The 17,954-nt window shown below is 54.7% G+C and carries 17 protein-coding genes and 1 pseudogene; 14 read left to right on the forward strand and 4 right to left on the reverse strand.

All coding sequences use genetic code 11. From position 1 onward, the window contains the following. The first annotated feature begins 67 nt into the window (after positions 1-67). A complete protein-coding gene (locus RA28_RS02825; RefSeq protein ID WP_039523577.1) occupies positions 68-478 on the forward strand; it encodes a GlcG/HbpS family heme-binding protein in 411 nt (136 codons plus the stop codon). A 55-nt stretch (positions 479-533) separates the two neighbouring features. Here RA28_RS02825 and RA28_RS02830 read toward each other — a convergent pair whose 3' ends face one another. The 3 genes from RA28_RS02830 to RA28_RS02845 form a co-directional block, all read right to left on the reverse strand. Beyond that, entirely contained in the window at positions 534-1,289 is a 756-nt protein-coding gene (locus RA28_RS02830) for a sulfotransferase-like domain-containing protein (protein WP_039523579.1), read from the reverse strand. A 2-nt stretch (positions 1,290-1,291) separates the two neighbouring features. Beyond that, complete coding sequence (locus tag RA28_RS02835) at positions 1,292-2,008, reverse strand: hypothetical protein (protein ID WP_241481046.1); 717 nt, start codon at positions 2,006-2,008, stop codon at positions 1,292-1,294. A 770-nt stretch (positions 2,009-2,778) separates the two neighbouring features. Continuing rightward, positions 2,779-4,089 (reverse strand): serine hydroxymethyltransferase, encoded by a 1,311-nt coding sequence (locus RA28_RS02845; protein WP_039525588.1) that lies wholly within the window; start codon positions 4,087-4,089, stop codon positions 2,779-2,781. A 99-nt stretch (positions 4,090-4,188) separates the two neighbouring features. Here RA28_RS02845 and RA28_RS02850 point away from each other — a divergent pair, with 99 nt between their 5' ends. From RA28_RS02850 to RA28_RS22620, 8 genes and pseudogenes are all read left to right on the forward strand, one after another. Further along, positions 4,189-5,061, forward strand: coding sequence for a LysR family transcriptional regulator (locus tag RA28_RS02850; RefSeq protein ID WP_039523590.1), 873 nt, complete (start codon positions 4,189-4,191; stop codon positions 5,059-5,061). Between the two features lie 598 nt (positions 5,062-5,659). Next, positions 5,660-6,448: an acetolactate decarboxylase gene (budA, locus tag RA28_RS02855; protein WP_039523591.1), complete on the forward strand. Its 789-nt coding sequence runs from the start codon at positions 5,660-5,662 to the stop codon at positions 6,446-6,448. Positions 6,449-6,511: 63 nt separating this feature from the next. Beyond that, a pseudogene (locus RA28_RS22615) lies at positions 6,512-6,649 on the forward strand (IS5/IS1182 family transposase); the annotation flags it as partial. Positions 6,650-6,684: 35 nt separating this feature from the next. Next, entirely contained in the window at positions 6,685-7,101 is a 417-nt protein-coding gene (locus RA28_RS02860) for a GNAT family N-acetyltransferase (protein WP_241481047.1), read from the forward strand. A gap of 237 nt (positions 7,102-7,338) precedes the next feature. Beyond that, positions 7,339-8,529: a winged helix-turn-helix domain-containing protein gene (locus RA28_RS02865; RefSeq protein ID WP_039523593.1), complete on the forward strand. Its 1,191-nt coding sequence runs from the start codon at positions 7,339-7,341 to the stop codon at positions 8,527-8,529. 120 nt (positions 8,530-8,649) lie between these two features. Then, the gene (locus RA28_RS02870) at positions 8,650-9,309 is read left to right on the forward strand and encodes a peroxiredoxin (RefSeq protein ID WP_039523596.1); all 660 of its coding nucleotides are present in this window, start codon (positions 8,650-8,652) and stop codon (positions 9,307-9,309) included. Positions 9,310-9,331: 22 nt separating this feature from the next. After that, positions 9,332-10,222: a sulfurtransferase gene (locus RA28_RS02875; protein ID WP_039523597.1), complete on the forward strand. Its 891-nt coding sequence runs from the start codon at positions 9,332-9,334 to the stop codon at positions 10,220-10,222. A gap of 318 nt (positions 10,223-10,540) precedes the next feature. Then, the gene (locus RA28_RS22620; protein ID WP_152611994.1) at positions 10,541-10,978 is read left to right on the forward strand and encodes a hypothetical protein; all 438 of its coding nucleotides are present in this window, start codon (positions 10,541-10,543) and stop codon (positions 10,976-10,978) included. Between the two features lie 351 nt (positions 10,979-11,329). Here the strand turns inward: RA28_RS22620 and RA28_RS02880 are convergent, their stop codons facing one another. Beyond that, positions 11,330-12,502, reverse strand: coding sequence for a calcium-binding protein (locus RA28_RS02880; protein WP_193747341.1), 1,173 nt, complete (start codon positions 12,500-12,502; stop codon positions 11,330-11,332). Between the two features lie 513 nt (positions 12,503-13,015). On the opposite strand from RA28_RS02880, the gene RA28_RS02885 reads away from it, so the two are divergent. The 5 genes from RA28_RS02885 to RA28_RS22140 all read left to right on the forward strand — a co-directional run bounded on the left by RA28_RS02885 (position 13,016) and on the right by RA28_RS22140 (position 17,857). Further along, on the forward strand, positions 13,016-14,098 hold the full coding sequence (locus tag RA28_RS02885) for an N-acetylneuraminate synthase family protein (protein WP_152611996.1): 1,083 nt from the start codon (positions 13,016-13,018) through the stop codon (positions 14,096-14,098). Positions 14,099-14,101: 3 nt separating this feature from the next. After that, positions 14,102-14,821, forward strand: a complete 720-nt coding sequence (locus tag RA28_RS02890) for an acylneuraminate cytidylyltransferase family protein (protein WP_052261242.1) — start codon at positions 14,102-14,104, stop codon at positions 14,819-14,821. Positions 14,822-14,871: 50 nt separating this feature from the next. Next, positions 14,872-15,921: a UDP-2,4-diacetamido-2,4,6-trideoxy-beta-L-altropyranose hydrolase gene (gene pseG / locus RA28_RS02895; protein ID WP_241481085.1), complete on the forward strand. Its 1,050-nt coding sequence runs from the start codon at positions 14,872-14,874 to the stop codon at positions 15,919-15,921. Positions 15,922-16,017: 96 nt separating this feature from the next. Further along, positions 16,018-17,103, forward strand: coding sequence for a pseudaminic acid synthase (gene pseI, locus RA28_RS02900; RefSeq protein WP_039523605.1), 1,086 nt, complete (start codon positions 16,018-16,020; stop codon positions 17,101-17,103). A gap of 250 nt (positions 17,104-17,353) precedes the next feature. Continuing rightward, positions 17,354-17,857, forward strand: coding sequence for a GNAT family N-acetyltransferase (locus RA28_RS22140; RefSeq protein WP_052261243.1), 504 nt, complete (start codon positions 17,354-17,356; stop codon positions 17,855-17,857). The last annotated feature ends 97 nt before the right edge of the window (positions 17,858-17,954 follow it).

The following is a 17,954-nucleotide window of genomic DNA, read 5'->3' on the forward strand; positions in this document are numbered from 1 at the left end:
TCCCCCGATCAGTTGCTCTGTTATGTTACCGATAACAATTCAGCGTCACGGGGGAAAGGCGAAAGTCATGTACGTGGAACAAACTCTGAGGCTGACCGATGCGGCCATTCTGAAGATGCTCACCGCTGCAGTCGCCAAGGCGACCGAGATTGGGCAGCCGCAATGCATCGTCATCGTTGACGCCAGCGGCGTAACTCTGGGCCAAATCCGCATGACAGGTGCCAAGTATCTGAGCCTCAAAAGCGCATGTGCAAAAGCCCGAACGTCAGCCTCGATCGGTGCCGAGACAACGACCATCCCCGAACATGTCGGCTTGCCCATTGCAGCGGCAACTTCAGGCGACGTCACACGGCTTGGCGGTGGGCTGCCCATCGTGATTGATGGACAGGTTGTTGGCGGGATCGGCGTGGGTTCAGGAACGCCCGAACAGGACCTTGCCGTAGCGCGCGCCGCGCAGGACGCAATTGAGGCGAACTGAACTGAGGCTTGACCAATACAGGGTCTGAAGTGCCTTAGATTCCGTATTCTCAGGGCTAATCCGGCATTCGACCCAATTGGACGCGATGCCGATACAGGTGGTCATAATGTGGTTTCATCCGGCGGTGTACCTGCCGGACACGTTCCGGCGCGTTTTCCAGATCAATGTATTTGCGTTTCTGTGGGGTCAGCCCTGTCGACTTCGCCAGATTGGAATGGAAAGACCCGCCGTCCCACCAACTGTGGGCGGATGGGTCGCCGCCTGCTTCCCAACTCAGCGCGGCTTCGATGAATGGCAAGTCGACCGCGGAGCAGAACGCCCGTGTCATGTCAGCGGGCGCTTCAAGCAGATCGTCACTATCAATCACAGGCGGCGTTGTTCCGTTCAAAGCCGTCAGCAGATCAAAAAGAGCGCGCTGTTCGGGAAACCCGACCTCCAATTCGTCGAAGTCGGGCCACTTGTGGTGCATTGACGTGATCGTTTTGGCAGGATCGCGGATCAGGAAAGCGTGCGTGAAATGCGACAGGAACTCGGGGTTCCACAGATGGTTGATGTAGTGCGGAAAGTCTTTGATGAAGACCGGCCCGATGTTCGCGCGGCGTTGTATGTCCTCCCAAACGCTTTCCAGTGTCAGTCCGGGCGTGGTCTTGTCGCCCTCCTTGAACCGCGGCCAGAGTGGGTTTTCCCCCTGATACCAGGCTTCACCGAACGGTTCGTGCAAACAGTCAAGATCTCCGCGTTGCCGCATCATCCATTCGAAAGCGGTGGAGGTGGAGCGTGGTATGGCCCAAAGGGCAACGATCTTGTGCATGGCTAGTCTTTCAATGATGATAGCAAGCTGCCGTGTTCGGTTTCCGGTGCAACGCCAAGCGTTTTGAAGATCCGCCAGTAAAGCGCGATGTCGTGACCGATGACCGGTTTTCCAAGACGCTCTTCCAACGCAGCGGCATAATGCACCGGGCGCTGCGCTATCCCATCGGATGGACGCCGATAATTGCTCATTCCATTGATCAGATAGGCATCAACTCTCGGCGCTTTTTCGGCGGTGTAGTCAAATGACTTCCAGATCAGTTCCTCATCGAAACACCAAATGCAATCATCGACGTCCTGTTGCGAGGCAAACCAACCCTGGTCGTAGAAATTTCCGGCCCACACCACGTCAAATCCGGCCTCTTTCAGGAAACCTTCCGTGCCTCTGTACCAGCTTTCAGGGTGATAACATGCGTTCAGTGCCACCTTCTCAACATTGCTCGCGCGCAAGGCTTCCACCATGGCGTAGCCCGCCATGTGAAATGGCGTCTCGTACTTTTCACTCAGCATTTCGCAATGTTGGCGAATTCCTTCGACCCCAAGGCCCGATGCATGCACCCAGTTCGAGCCGACCTGGCCGCAAACATCGGCGCCATTGTTGGCCATGCATTCCAGAAAATCCTCGAGCATGCCAAAGTTCTGTTTCCTTTGGTCCAGTCGGTGCGCGTAGTCGGGTACGTGCAGCATCCACCCATGAACGCCAACGCTCCTCGGCGCCATGCGGAGAAAGTCCGTTGGGGCCGCATCGAAGTCATGAGGTGGACACGTAAAGCCGACCTGATGCGGGAAGAGCTTGACTAGTGGATCGGCCCATTTGTGGGGCTTTGAGTAGCCGCTCAATTCACAAGCCCCTAGTTACAGTGAGTTGTGAGGTGTTTGGCAGCTTGGCAGAGGACGCTACGCTTTTGTCAGGCGATCCGCAATTCGGTCGGGCCCGCAGCCCGCTCATTGCAATGGACAAATCCGCAACCGAAAGGATGCCGGATTCCAATTCCTGATCAGCGGTTCCGTCTTGCGCCAAGCAGGTTTTGGCGATGGTTAAATGAACACAAGAAGCCAATATTCGGGCCATGGACAAATCCTCAGTTGTTTCAGCCTACCGAGAGAGACGGCCGGATCAATCTTAAAAAGTTTGATCCAGGAGACTTTGCCCACCGGCAAGTGGTCGATGAAATCCAGCGGCTGAATGTATTGGGTCGAACTCATCATACTTGCACTGCTTTGGCTTGCTGGCCTCGGTGCCCTGTCGATTGGAACGCCGGGCCGAGCACAATCCGCGCGGTCATCGACGGGCTGTCTCTGGCGTCGGTGGTCCTGTTGACGATCGGTCTCAAATCGGATCAGACACCGAGCTACCTTGCCGTTGCGACCCTGATGGGTGTCGTCGAATTTGGGCGTACGTCGGTATTTTCATCGACAGGTTCGAAAACCCGGTTTTGCCACCGCTCCAGATGAAGACCTGAAGTCTTCAGCGTTTAATCCGGGCAGAACTATCCATGAACAAAGTGCAAATCCGAAAAGTCGCGCCGCCAGGCGGCCACTTCAGCGGCGACATCGTCACCCTTCAATCCCCGCGCAATCAGAGATGCGAGTCTGTCTGCGTGGTCGGACGTCATGCCCCATCTTACCAACTCTGGTGTGCCGATGCGCAGGCCATTCATATCACCGTCGACTTCGGGAACGGGCAGACCGATACCGCAAGCCAAGAACCCTGCTTCGCGCAGTGTTTTGGATGCAGACTGTCCTCCGCCAAACTGTTCCGCCAGCACGGCAAACTGGTGAGAGTTTGTAAAGCCCTCGCGCCCGGCAAATACTGGGACGCCGTAATCATCGAGGCTCCGCGCCAATGCTTGGGACATTGCGATCATCTCTGCCGCATAGTCGCGTCCGTACTCACGCCAATCCAGCATCGTCACCGCCAGAGCAGCCGATTTCGCAGCATCGAAGTTTGCCGTCATGCCGGGAAATGCAATGGCATCCAAAGCCTTCGCAATCTCTGCGTCGTTAGTGACAATCAGCCCTCCGGCCGGTCCTCCAAGGCTTTTGTACGTGCTCATGGTCATGAAATGCGCGCCTTCGGCCAGAGGGTTGCGCCACGCCATTCCTGCGATGATCCCGCACTGATGAGCCGCGTCAAACATGACTTTGGCACCGATTTCATCAGCAATCGCACGGACATCACTGACCGGGTGCTCAAAAAGATTGAGGCTGCCACCAATGGTTATCAACTTGGGGCGCTCTTTTCGCGCAAGTGCGCGCAGCTCTTCAAGATCAACAGTGTAGCCGTCAGTATCGGTGGGTGCCTCTAGGGTGCGCAATCCAAACAACCCGGCGCACCCGGCGATGTGGTGCGTGACGTGCCCTCCGATCGATGCCGGTGGGGCAATAATCGTTTCACCAGCCTTGCAGGTGGCCATGAAGCCATAAAGGTTTGCAATCGCACCGGATGGAACGCGGATCTCTGCAAACTTCGCGTCGAAAACTTCCGCGCATAGTTCGGCAGAGATGACCTCGATCTCTTCTATGGCTTCAAGGCCCATCTCATATTTTTCGCCCGGATATCCCAGCGACGGGCGAGACCCAATGCCGGAAGACAGCAGCGCCTCGGCCCGTGGGTTCATCACATTTGTTGCGGGGTTGAGGTTGAAGCACTCTTTCTCGTGGATTTCCCGATTGCGGGCCGCAAGATCCTCAATTCTATCAAGCAGGACGTTGGATGATGCGTGTGATGTGTCGGCTGCAATCTTCTGGACCATTGCCTCGCTTACGGCTGGCACCCAGTTTCTCGTTTGTAGCGTCATCGCCTGAACCTCCTTGGTTGCGAATAGATTGGACAGATTGCATGACAACGCAAACCAGTTTTGCTATTTCTTGGCATAGAAAAACTAAGTCTGAGATCTATGGCTGTCGTACCGCGTCGCCCAAAGGGACCGCCGCTAAACGCTTTGCGCGCTTTCGAGGCCGCGGCAAGGTTGGAAAGCTTCGTCTTGGCTGCCGAGGAGTTGGGCGTTACCGCTGGCGCAATATCGCAGCATATAAAGGCTCTGGAAACTTGGGCGGGAACGTCTCTGTTTGAAAGACGGGCACAAGGAGTCTCTCTGTCCGCTTCTGGTCGCAAGCTGAGAGAAGAGTTCACACAGGCTTTCGATCTACTTTCGGCTGCGACGCAGAGTCTGCGAAATCTGGCACCCAACCCGGAGATCCACATTGCCGCCTTGCCCGCAATTGCACAACTTTGGTTGCCGGAACGATTGGGCAAGCTGCGCGAAAAATACCCCGACCTGAATGTCTCCGTGACCGCAATGGAGTCTCCTCCCAGCCTGGCGAGGGAGCTTTTTGATCTTTCGGTGTTCTTTTCTGTCCCGCCTGAAGCAAAGAACCCGATCGTGCTTGCGCAAGATACAATATTGCCCGTTTGCGCACCGGCGTTAGTGGATGGTCTCGATCTGGAGAGTGTCCAACTGCTGCACGATCAGACGTGGCAGGACGACTGGCTCATGTGGTCAGAGGCGACGGGTGTCGCGGTCGGTGATCCGGCCAGGGGGCCGCGGTACTCACTCTATGCCCTTGCCTTGGAAGAAGCGAAATCCGGCGCGGGTGTACTGATGGGCCACGTTTGCCTGATCGAGAAGGCGCTTCAATCTGGCGCGCTCAAGCGTGTTTCATCCCAAGGCATCAGAACAGGTAAAGTTTTGTCTCTTGAGCTTCCACACAAATCGCGGCGGCATCCCAGGATCGACGAAGTCGTTCGCTTGCTTCGAGAGGAGGAATAGCCGGGACTTTTGGGGGCGCAGGTGTGTCCGTATTCCGTACAAGCCGGGCATTGGGGGTTTTTATGGTATTGAAAATAAGGGAGTAAAACCGACGGTGACCGTCTCAGATTGAAATTGGTGTTTTTTTCCTCGTCCACTGCGAGGAAGACTGATTTGAATCCGATTCTGCGGCGAGAAAAATGAAATTCACAAAAAACAACGCGCCAAAACCGTTGTCGTCACATTCATAATTTTCGTTTGCGTTGTGCCATTGAATAACGTGCCGTTGCCCGTCTTTCGGAAGTTTGCATTTTAAGTGGTGTCTTTTCCGGCTCGCTATTCCTGCTTGTCGCTTCTGGGGATTGGATCGCTTTATTTCGACATCAAGTCCAAAATGAACGAATAAGCACACCCTGCGGTGATGAATTTCCACGGTGCTCGATAGGTCTCTAAGCCCGTATTCATAGCGTTCGTCACAAACCTCTTGGAAGTCTTGCATGAGCCAGTGCGGATTTCGGTGTTGCCTGATGGTATTGAGGGCGAGATACTGAGTAATACCTCTGCCAATCCGAATTCCAACAAAATGTCCCGAAACACCCAATGGTGGAAACTAATGACTATGGACACAGAGCTCACCTTTGCGACGGCTGCCGCCAGCCACAGCAAAGAACAGCGATTTCAACCGAATGAACATGCGCACGAGTATTATCAGGCGTCGCTGCTGAGCGCTGTGATGCAGGGTGTTTACGACGGCACGGTCACTATTGGTGAGTTGCTGACACACGGAAACTTTGGTCTCGGCACGTTCAATGCGCTTGATGGCGAGATGATTGTGGCGGACGGCGTGGCGTACCGGCTGGATGGTGAAGGAAAGGCAACAGTAGCGCGTAACACTGCGCTTACACCTTATGCCGCCGTCATCAATTTTGAACCGACTGTGTCGATGTCGCTGGATAAGACAACCGACAAACACTCGTTTGAAAGTCAATTGGATGGATTGGCAGAAGCGAAGAACCTGTTTTACGCCGTTCGATTTGTTGGTCGTATCAAGCACATAAAGTACAGGAATGTTTTGCGGCAGGACAAACCCTATAAACCTCTGTTGGAGGTCGTGAAGACCCAGGCAGAATTTGAGCTGAATGATGTGGATGGCACTATTTTAGGTTTTCGTTGCCCGGACTATGCGGTCGGTATCGGTGTGCCGGGCTACCACCTACATTTCATTTCCAGCGACTTGAAAAAAGGTGGGCACGTATTGGATTACACCCTGTCCAACGGCCGACTGGATATTGACCATACGTCTTCTCTGCACCTCGAACTGCCGGAAACCAAGTCTTTTTCTGATGCCGATCTGACCGCAGGCGCTTCGGCCGACGGAATTTTGAAGGCGGAAAGCAACGATAAATAGGCACACGTCTAGGCGTCCGCCGACCATTTTGTGGATGGTCGACCGCTCACTTTTTGGTCTGCAAATCGGGTCGAGAGATGCTTCAACAAATGGAAGAACTCTCGGCGCGTGACGACCCGATACGACAAGACAACCGAAAGTTATCTCAGCTTTGTAGACATCAATTCGAATCGCCTCCGGGTCCGCCTTTTGTCAGCATGAACTAGGTTGCCGAGCACTCAACAAGGTCATCAGATGTGAATATTCGGGATTTCAGGACAGACGATGCAGCCTTTCTTGCCTCAATCTATCATGAGGCGGTGCAAAAGGTGGGGCGAGACTATTATGCTCCGGACCAGGTTCAGGTTTGGAGCCCACAGCCCGTTTCGACCGAAACGTTTATTGCGCGGGTGTCAGATGGCCGATCGGTTTTTGTCGCGGTTGATGACGAAGACAAGCCGATTGCGTTCATTGAGCTGGAATTCGACGGCCACATTGACTGCTTTTATTGCCATCACGACTTTGTTGGAACCGGGGTGGGGGCCGCGCTGTATGACCGGCTCGAACGCGCCGCGCGTTCGGCAGGCATAGCGCGTCTGTTCGTCGAAGCCAGCGAAGCTGCGCGGCTTCTTCCTGCGAAAGGGCTTCCGCCTCATCGAGCGCCGGGAATTTGAGCGAAGCAATGTGTTGATTCATAACTATTCAATGGAAAAAGCGTTGATCTGAAAACCTGTGCCCTTTCAAGCCATCTGGTAATGGAAATTGCCTGCCGCATGGTGCAATTTTCACTGCACAGAATATCGCGGAGTTCACAAAAAGTTGTCCATAGGTCGCGCTTGGGTGGGGTTTTCCCGACTTTTGTCTGACACTATTCGCTCGCATATTCTGCCAAATTTCTTCTGGTGAATTTAATGCAACTGTTGATCGATGATTGGCGTGTGGACGTAGCCGCAAGAACGGCGACACGCGGGGGCGAGAAAAGACAGCTTTCGCCTCGGGCAATCAAGCTACTGCAAATCTTGGCACAGGCGGAAGGCGCGGTGGTATCGCGCGACCAGCTTCTGGAACAGATTTGGCCAAACGTGTTTGTAAGCGACGAAAGCCTGACTCAGGTCGTTTCCGAGCTTCGCCGCGTCCTGAAGGACCGTGGCATCGTCGCGACCGTGCCGCGCGGCGGTTACCGGTTGACGCGGCCGGTACGCGAACGGGCACGTGATGGTTTCGAGTTAACGGATCTGGATACCTCGGGGCTGGAGGCCAGAGCACTTTGTCTGGAGGCCAGGGATGAGCTCGTGCGTTGCGGACCCGGTGCCATTCAGCATGCTGAGACCCTGACGGCCGAGGCTATAGACCTCTGCCCAGACTCATCCGAAATCCGCACGGAGCGCGCTGTCGCCCTCATCCGGTCGCACCTGTACTGGTCCGAGGGACGCAACACGCTGCCCCAAGCGCTATGCGACGCCCAGTTTGCCGTTAGGGTTGCTCCAACCTCTGCGCCCGCCCATTCCGCATTAGGGTATGCCCACAGTTCGGCGGGCCATTGGGACGCGGCTGAGGCCGCCCATCAGCGGGCTTTAGCCTCTGACCCACATTGCGCTTCGGCCTACCACTTTGCGGCCTGGTTCCTGATGTCGCGCCGACGCCTTCGCCCTGCCATCAGATTCTTTGAACAGGTTGGCAATCTGGAACCGGCGAACATCAAGGGCTATCTCCATGCAGCCCAGTTGTCTTCTGTGCGCGAGCCTGAGCGCTGTCGGCGCAATGCGGAACGCGTTCTGGTGCGCGCCAGGCACCGGTTTGAGGCCGACCCATCGGACACACGGGCCCTTGTGGCGATCGCATGTGCGATGGCGTTGCTTGGCGAGAACGCATCCGCGTTTGCCACAATTGAATCGATTGACACGACTGGCAGCGCGCAAGCCGTTTATCTGGCGTCCGCGCTGTCGACGATAGGGGAAAGAGATCGGGCAATCTTGACGCTCGAGGAACTGTTCGACCACGGTTGGCGGGATCTGGATTGGCTCTTTGTCGATCCAGCATTCGTGTCTTTGTCATCGGATCGCCGTTTCACACGGATGCGCGACAGCCTCAAAGCGGCTTGAGACACGTTTCAGAACTCCTTCAGATTTCTTTCAGGTATCGATGCGCCGCCACGTTTAGGTGACCGGAACCGGCCCGTTTCGTCGGGCAAATTCTGACAAGAGATTAAGGAAGGAAGAAAGATGCCTCTGGCAATCAACAGCGAAGCGCCGAATTTTCTGGCCAATTCAACCGAAGGCATGATCCATTTCCACAATTGGATCGGAGACAGCTGGTGTGTTCTGTTCTCGCACCCAAAGGACTTTACTCCGGTTTGCACGACCGAACTGGGCGTCGTGGCGCGCATGAAGGCCGATTTCGAACGCCGCGGGGTCAAGATTATCGGCCTGTCGATAGACCCGGTCGAAGAACACGAACGCTGGGCCGAGGACATCTGTTCGGCAACGGGACAAGCGCCGAACTACCCTTTGGTTGGCGACAGCGATCTGAAGATTGCCAAGCTGTACGGCATGTTGCCTGCGGACACGGACGGGTCAGCCGGGGCCAGAACTGCGATGGACAACGCAACGGCACGTACGTTGTTCATCATTGGTCCCGACAAGAAGATCAAACTGACGATCTCTTACCCGATGACCACCGGGCGCGATTTCAACGAAGTGCTGCGTGTCATCGACAGCCTGCAACTGACCGCACGTCAGCAGCTGGCGACACCCGCAAACTGGAAGCAGGGCGAAGATGTCGTGATCGTCCCATCCGTTTCGGATGAGGAAGCACGCAAGCGATACCCAGATGGCTGGAAGGCACCTGTGCCGTACCTCCGTCTTGTGGAAATGCCCTACTAACGAAAGACTTTGGAGAAGATTTATGGAACCGAAACTGAGCCGCAGAGCCTTCGGTGCTCTTGCTCTGAGCACGACAGTCCTGGCCATCCCAAAACTCGGCCGTGCAACGACGCAAGTGTATGCAAACCCGAGCCTTTTGGTTGAACCGGAAGACCTGGCCAAAACCCTGTCATCCATGCCAGATGTGGACTTTGTGTTGGTCGACGTGCGCCCCCGCGAAGAATACGACGCGGGCCACGTTCCAGGTGCGCGGCATCTTGACCCAAACGCCGTGGTGGCAAAACAAAGCCCCGTTCCCGGAGCATTGCAGAGTTTTGCCGATATCGAAGAACTGCTGGGCAATATTGGCATATCTGCCGACCGCAGGGTTGTCTTTTACGACGATCGGGGCGGCTTCCACGCCGCACGCATGCTGTGGTTGATGGAGTATATGGGTCATCGCGACGTCGCCGTGCTGAACGGTGGTTGGTCGTCGTGGCTGGAGGTCGGCGGAACGGTATCCACCGATCCTGAGCCATATGACACCGCAGTTTATCAGGCGGCGCTTAGCCCGCGGCGCCATGCATCGGCTGCGGATGTTCTGAACCACCGCAATGCCTCAGACGCGGTGTTGATCGACGTTCGTCCCACCAAGATGTTTGACGAAGGCCATGTGCCTTGGGCGGTCAACATCCCATGGGCCAAAAACCTTGGGGAAAACGGGCGTTTTCGCTCAACGGACGAGCTGTTGGCGCATTTTGAAGCCAATGGTGTGACGCCAGAGAATGACGTCATCATGCATTGCCAAAACGGTCTGGCATCGGCGCACAGCTATGTCGCGCTGCGCCTTTTGGGCTTCCCGCGCGTTCGGGTGTATCACCGCTCATGGGCAGAATGGGGCAGTGATCCTGCGTTGCCCAAAGCCACGTCCTGACCGCACGGTGCGCGCATGAAAATGCGCGCACTTTCCGGCATATAGGGGTCGATTCCGCCCGAGACAGAATCTGAGCCTAAGATAATCCGACTACGGGGTATTATTTGAACCCACCGGTGTCTCCTTATCGTAACCCTTTGATTTCGCTGGTGCGGACATCGTCGCAGTGAGATACTTGTTCAAGTGGAAATTCAAATTCCGACTGGCGAACGAAGTTGTCCTTCGTGGCGAACTCGACTATCCCGGTTCCCTGCGCTCAAGGTAGCAGGGGCATGGATTGCGATTTTCGTGCCATTTTTCCCCGGTTCGGAGTTCAACATGGCGCGACGTAAAGAATTGCAGGGCATATGCAATGATTTGCTCGATAGCTTTATAAGCAGATACAATGATCTGGATGGATATTGGGCTCTGGGAAAGTTCCAAACCTACCTTCAGTCCAGCGCCGGGCAGAAGCTGACGTTTTCGCTTGCTGGAACAGCAACAGAAAAAAGCCCGTTTACTCAGACACAACTGTACTATCGGCAAGCACTTTGTAGGCACCTGGCAATCAGAAAAATGCAATCTTCTTGGGTCGGAAAAGCAAATTTATGCGTGCGAAAGCATTCGCGGACGAAATTAAAATGCACGCTCAGGGCGACGACTGGTCTTGGCCGAGAGTTCACTGCGACCGCATGTGTTTTTGCACGACCTCATGATCCGCAAATGGAATTGCGCTCAGGCGTAAAACACGGGCCCAGTCGTCAGAAGGGACTGTGAAGAAGTGTCGATTTCGCCAGTTATGAAACGAGTGGGGTGAGCTCAAGGCGGACATTTTCCGCATCCCTGAGTGTCCAAGGCTTGTGATACGATCCTGACCACGATCAGAACCGAACCCATTTGGGTGACGCACGAGCAGTCCACAGCGCTTGTTTTCGGTCTACGGTTTCGAGCATTTGAAAACATGCCCCGCATTTGTGAATGACCCCAACCTGTTCCGACGGAGTATTCGTCGACCAATGCGCGCGAAAGCGTCGGTATTATGCGTAATCGTGGTCTGGGCGAACGCAAATCGCGGGAATGCTTGAAACATCCCCGCGACGTCCAACCAATGGTTCGGACAGGCTGTGACTAAAGTATCAGATCTTCCACCAGAACGGTCTGGTCCATAAAGACCAGAATGTCGATGTCCTGCAGGCGGTCAAAGCCTTCGTCCACGCCATCAGCGCCACCGCCAGCTGAGTCCGTGATCCGCAACTCTTGTACAAATTCGTCGCGTGCGCCGTTGTAGACTTCAACGAATTCAAAGGTGTAGTCGCTCATATTGCCTGCATAAACAGCCGTGTCGCCAAAGTCATCACCTGCCGCACTTCGGCCGAAGCCAAAGATAAAGTCATCGCCTTCGCCACCAAAGAGCGTGTCAGCTCCGCCGCCGCCCATGATGTCATCGCTGCCTGCGTTGCCCTTGACGATGTCATTGCCCAGATCACCGATCACAAGGTCGTTTCCTGTGCCGCCTTCAAGGTAATCCTGGCCATCGCCACCAAGAACGGTGTCGTTTCCGTCGCCGCCAAACACCAGGTCATTCCCGCCGAAACCCTTCAACAGATCATTCCCGCCGTTGCCCAAAATGATGTCGAAGTCGTCGGTCCCTCTCAGGCTGTCATTGGCGTCATCCCCAATCAAGCCCGCGTCTTGTTCGGAACTGCCGGAGACCAGGGACTCGAAGGTAACCGTCCTATCCGCAAAGACCAGATGTTCAACGTCCATCAGAACGTCGGTGCCTTCATCGACGCCATCGTCCGTGTTGTTGTCAGTGATGCGAACCGCCAAGACCTTTTCATCGCGCGCACCATTGTACTTTTCGAACACCTCGATGGTGTAGTCGTTCATGTTGCCTGCATAGATTGCGGCGTCGTCGTCCGGGATCTCATCCCCGACGCTGCGGGCGTGGCCGTAGATCTCGTCGTCGCCTTCGCCGCCAATGATGACGTCAGACCCAGGCCCCGCCATGATCAGATCATCGCCCGCGCCTGCATCAACGAAATCGTCGCCCAAATCCGAAAACAGACGATCATCGCCGCTGCCGCCGAGGAGGAGATCCTCGCCGTCGCCACCGATCACCAGATCATTGCCGTCGCCACCGGAAAGGAAGTCATTTCCCGCAAATCCTTTCAGTTCATCGTCGTCACCTGCGCCAACGAGGAAGTCGTCGAAAATAGTGCCGCGCAAGCGATCAAACACCTCGCTTCCGTTGCGAATAACACCCAAACTGATACTATTGATGCTGTTGAAATCTGACATTCTTCTATCCTTTTCAGAGGGATCGCATGCGCAAAAGGGCGACATGCAAACGAAATCGCAGCTCAGATGCGCCAAGTAGTAGATCAGAACGTTCAAGCGAGGCAGGTCATCCACACATCAGATTGCGCCAAATAGCCCTCAGAAACTGTAGGCTGGCGGTCGGTGTCCGAGCGTGAGGATCGTAACCAGCAAATTCCGGTCGCTGCGAATGTGACCGCTGATGGAAAACCTAGGAACTTCGGTCGTAACGGGTCGCAACCCGCCTTGGCTCCCATTTCGCAAATTGCATCAGGTGGGATTGCAACCTCAATTTTTGGCGATTCTCGAATGCAGGACGATTTCTTAAACAGACCGACATCGGTGCCATCTCAGTATCTTGGGGTGAGTTGGACGACCGTAAGTAAGGTCACAACGCTGGTGCGCTGATGTGTTTGAACTGGTAAATTTGGTTGGAATTTGCGGGCCATTTGGATACTTGTTTCAAACACAAGCAAGGCCGAGCAGGGCCATGTCATGATCATACTCTATCTAGCCCTAAAGAAGGACCAGACTATGGCACATGTCCAAATAGGCGACCGCGAAATAGGCGAAGGCCGTCCGATCTTCATAATGGCCGATCTTGGTTTGACGAACGGAGGCGACTTGGGCCGCGCCAAGGAATTGATCGCCGTTGCGGCGGATATTGGTGTGGATGCCGTCAAATTCCAGATGATCGAAGCTGAGAGGCTCTTGGGAGATCATAGTATTGAATACACGTATCCCACGCTCGCGCACGGGCCGCGCACAGAAAACATGTTGGAAATGTTCAAAGGGCTGGAATTTTCCGATGAGGAATGGGCGGAAATCGTAGCTACCGCGCGCAGCCACGGCATCGATATCATAATAACATCACACTACGAAGGCGCCGTTGCTCGCTGCAATTCATTGGATCTCACTATCAACAAGATTTGCACGTGGAGCCTTAGCCACCGTCGAATGATCGAAATGCTGGCCGAAAACGGTAAGCCGCTGATGTTTGATACCGGCACAATTACCCAGTTCGAACTGCTTAAGCTGGAGGATATCTATCGCAAGGCTGGTGGCGGGCCATTGATTGTTCTGCATGACTTCCACACACCGGAAGAAGAAGACATGAACTTTCGCGCCTTTGAAGTCTATCGCCAGTTGGGCATGGTTGCTGGTTACACGCCGCAGGGTCGCAGCGACTGGCTGGACTACATGAGCGTTGGATTGGGTGCCAAAGTGCTCGAAAAAAGACTGACTCTGGATCGAAATACACCCGCAAACGGTCATTGGAAAGCGCACGAGCCTGAGGAGTTCAAAGACTGGTTGGCCAATGTACGCCGTTGCGAAACGGCCCTGGGAAGGCCGGTCGTCGAGCCTACCAGGATTGATCGGCGCGATACGAAGCTTTACTATAAATCCGCATTTCTATTGCGTGACGTTGAGGCGGGCGCACCCATTCGCCAAGAAGATCTTGAATTCAAGCGGCCTGGCCACGGTGTCAGTTCTCATCAGGTTACCGAGAGGCTTGTGGGTTTTCCCTATCCACGCGCCTTCAAGGCAGGTGAAATGCTGGAATGGGGACAAGACTAGAAAGTGAACAAGCCCGAGCACAAACAAATTGCTGTGCTTCCTGCGCGGGGCGGTTCAAAACGTATTCCACGCAAGAACATTGTTGATATCTGCGGTCGGCCTTTGTTGTCTTACCCCATCGAAACCTGCCACTCGGCCGGTATTTTCTCAGAGATTATTGTTTCAACAGATGACGAAGAGATCGCGGACGTCGCCCGCGAATGGGGCGCGACGGCCGACATGCGGCCGCCCCAACTGGCAGAAGACCGAGTTCCAGCGGCCCAAGTCTGCGCAGAACTGCTTGAGCGCAAATTTGCGCCGGAAGATCGGCCGGAAACGTTTTGCCTTGTCTACCCGATGGCAGCCTTCATGAGTGCCGAAGATTTGATTGAAAGCGCCCGCACTTTAGAAGGGCAAGATGCGGTTCTCGGCGTATCGCACTATCCGTTGCATCCTTACAAGGCACTCGTGGCAAGAAATGGCCACCTTCATCCTCTTTGGCCCGAAGAAAACAAGCGCCAGTCGCAGACTTACCCCGAGGCATTTGCTGCCAACGGGTCGTTTTGTTGGGTGCGGACCGAACCCTTTCTGAAGGCTCTTAGCTTTTACCCGTCTCGATTGGCAGGGCATGTCATGCCACCAGACCGAGCGGTGGATATAGATACGCCTGACGATCTGGCGCGTGCGCGTCAACTCATGCGCTTGCGTCAGCTTGCTGAAGCCGGGGAAGATCACCTTCCATGAGGGTTGCTTTTCGGGTCGACGCGTCGCTGGTGATTGGTACTGGGCATGTCATGCGCTGCCTTACACTGGCGCGAATGCTGGAGGCCCACGGGGCCAGGTGCCATTTCATATGTGCCGATCTGCCCGGGAACCTTGGTCAGTTCCTCTGTCAAAATGGCGTGTCATTGACACTCTTACCTGCGCCACGGGGCGATGCCGCTGCTCCGCTCGACTATTCCAGTTGGTCGGGGCTCACTTGGGCGGATGATGCTGAAGCGACGGCTCGGGAATTGCAAAAACAGCCTGCGGATTGGTTGGTTGTGGATCATTACGGGCTGGATGCGCAGTGGGAGGCCGCAGTGCTGCGCGCCACCGGTGCAAAATGCCTGATTATTGATGATCTCGCCAATCGTCCACATCTCGGCCGTTGGTTGCTGGATCCTGGCCCGCAACGTACATCCGCTGACTACAAACAGTTTGTGCCGTCAGACTGTGATCTTTTGCTTGGGCCCAGATACGCACTATTGCGCCCTGAGTTTTCGGAACTGCGTGATCGTGTTCTGCCGACCCGCAAGAAGCGTTCATTGCGCCATGTTCTTGTGACAATGGGGGGCGTAGATCTTCCCAACGCAAGCAGCGCTATCTTGTCCTGCCTTGATCGTCTCACGCTTCCTGAAGGGTTCCATGTAACGCTCGTGCTGGGAGGCACAGCTCCGCATTTGGAAAATTTGCGCGCAAGAGCTGAAGAACTGTCATTTCCTTGCGACATAAAAGTGGATGTTCGGGACTTACATCATCTTATGGCCAAGGCCGATTTGGCAATTGGCGCGGCCGGCGGAACAGCTTGGGAACGGTGCGTCCTTGGGCTGCCATCATTGATGCTTAGTACGGCCGAGAACCAAATTCCCGCGGCCCGAGCGCTTGAACAGGCAGGCGCGGCGGTGTCTTTGGGTTTTCTCGCAGATGGGGATGGTTGGGTTGATACTTTAGCTGAGTCTCTGCAACGGGTCCGCAACCCAAGGGTTTTGGCCGAACTGGCCCGCAACTCGAGCTCTCTTTGTGATGGGAAAGGTGCGATACGGGTTGAGAAACGGATGCGAGCAGCACTCGAGACGAGCTAACAACGCGTCTGCGCCCTAGTGCTCATAGAGTTGCATGAAAGGTTGATTTCGACCAGAACGGGGCGCAGTCGTTAAAGAGCGGGGAGCGGCAAGACGATGAAAACAGTCAACGACATCAACATCGACGGCAGACCAATAGGGCAGAGCCATCCTCCGTACGTAATTGCCGAGCTGTCCGCAAATCACAACGGTGATCTCTATACTGCACTCTTGCTGATCGACAAGGCGGTGGAAGCAGGCGCTGATGCGATCAAGATTCAGACCTACCGCGCCGACACAATCACACTTCCATCAGAGAAGCCGGAATTTCAGATCAATTCCGGGCTGTGGAAAGGACGCACGTTGCACGAGCTTTATGAGTGGGCGCATACGCCTTGGGACTGGCACCAAGCGCTTTTTGATCACGCTCGGGAACGCGGCATCACAATGTTCAGTTCTCCTTTCGACAAGACGGCCGTTGATTTCCTGGATGAATTGTCTGCGCCTGCCTTTAAGATTGCCTCATTCGAGGCCATCGATCTGCCGCTGATCCGCTATGTGGCCGGGAAGGGAAAGCCCATGATCATATCTACAGGCATGGCTGATCGTGACGAAATCGCCGAAGCGATCACTGCGGCGCGTGACGGTGGTTGCAAAGAGCTGGTTTTGCTTCATTGTGTATCGGGTTATCCTGCTCCGCCTTCGGACTACAACCTGTCAACTATGGCGGATATTGCAGCCAGGTTTGACGTGCTTACAGGCCTTTCGGACCACACGATAGACAACACGACGGCTGTAGCTTCTGTTGCGCTTGGTGGTGTGGTGATCGAAAAGCACTTGACGCTTGACCGCGACGGTGGTGGGCCTGACGATAGTTTCTCCCTAGAGCCAGTGGATCTTGCGGCACTGTGTCGTGATGCGCGAACTGCTTGGGAAGCAATCGGCCACGTCGACTATGGCCGCAAATCCTCCGAACGTGAAAACGTCAAGTTTCGTCGCTCGCTTTACTTCTGCGAGGATATCGAGGCTGGACAAACGATCACCGAAGCCATGGTGCGCAGCGTGCGTCCGGGGTATGGATTGGCGCCGAAGTATTTGAATGAAGTGATAGGCAGCCAAGCAACCGTGGCCATAAAGAAGTATACAGCTGTGGCTTGGGATATGATTTCCGCAGGAACACAACGAACGAAAAACCCGTCTTGAGACTGGAACGTATGAACCGCTTTCAGTCTGTATCGTCGGATGTGGCGCGTCTACATTCGTTCCGATGGCGTAAACTTCTGATCAGGAAACCGTTTACTTGGCCAGAGTCTTCACTGCCCCTATAAAAAAATTACTTTGAATAACTTGTTTCGTCGCGTTCCTTGTTCAGCGAAGGTGTGTGCAGGTTTGATGTCTTGACTTGCTAGGCAATCGGCCATCATTGGATTGAATTGAAACAAGGCGATGAGAAATGGCGACCTTCAATACACCCGCTTCAGCGATCGAGGTTAGGCTCGCTTTAGAAGAAGACAGTCGTTGGATTTTTTCTTGGCGAAATGACCCTGTCACACGCGAAATGTCTCATACCCACAATCCGATTTCCTGGGAAGATCACAGGGTTTGGTTCGACGAAGCGCTGAATAACCCTGCCCGCTGCCTGTTGATGTGTTCAAATGCTCAACGCAGGGTGGCTGTTACGAGGTTTGATCTACTTACGCACGAAGCTCTGGTTTCGATTAACCTTGATCCTGATTTGCGGGGCCAAGGATTGGGCAAAGTATCCCTTGAAGCGGCGATTGCCTATTTCAATGCGTTGCATGTCAAGTCTTATGATCTGCTGGCGGAAATCAAACGCCACAATCTGCCCAGCCGACGTGTCTTCGAAGCGTGTGAATTTATTCTTGAACGAGAAGACCAAGCAACAGCCTACTACAGGCGTCTAACGCGTGACCGAGCGGACAGAACTGGATTCTAAATGACAGCCAAAAAACTGAGTTTCTGCCTCTCTGTCTGAGCAGTTGGTGCAGGCGCCACTTTATTGTCCTGAAACATCTGTAAAAAACCAATCAGCG

This window comes from Ruegeria sp. ANG-S4, from assembly GCF_000814005.1.
In the GTDB taxonomy this organism is placed as follows: domain Bacteria; phylum Pseudomonadota; class Alphaproteobacteria; order Rhodobacterales; family Rhodobacteraceae; genus Ruegeria.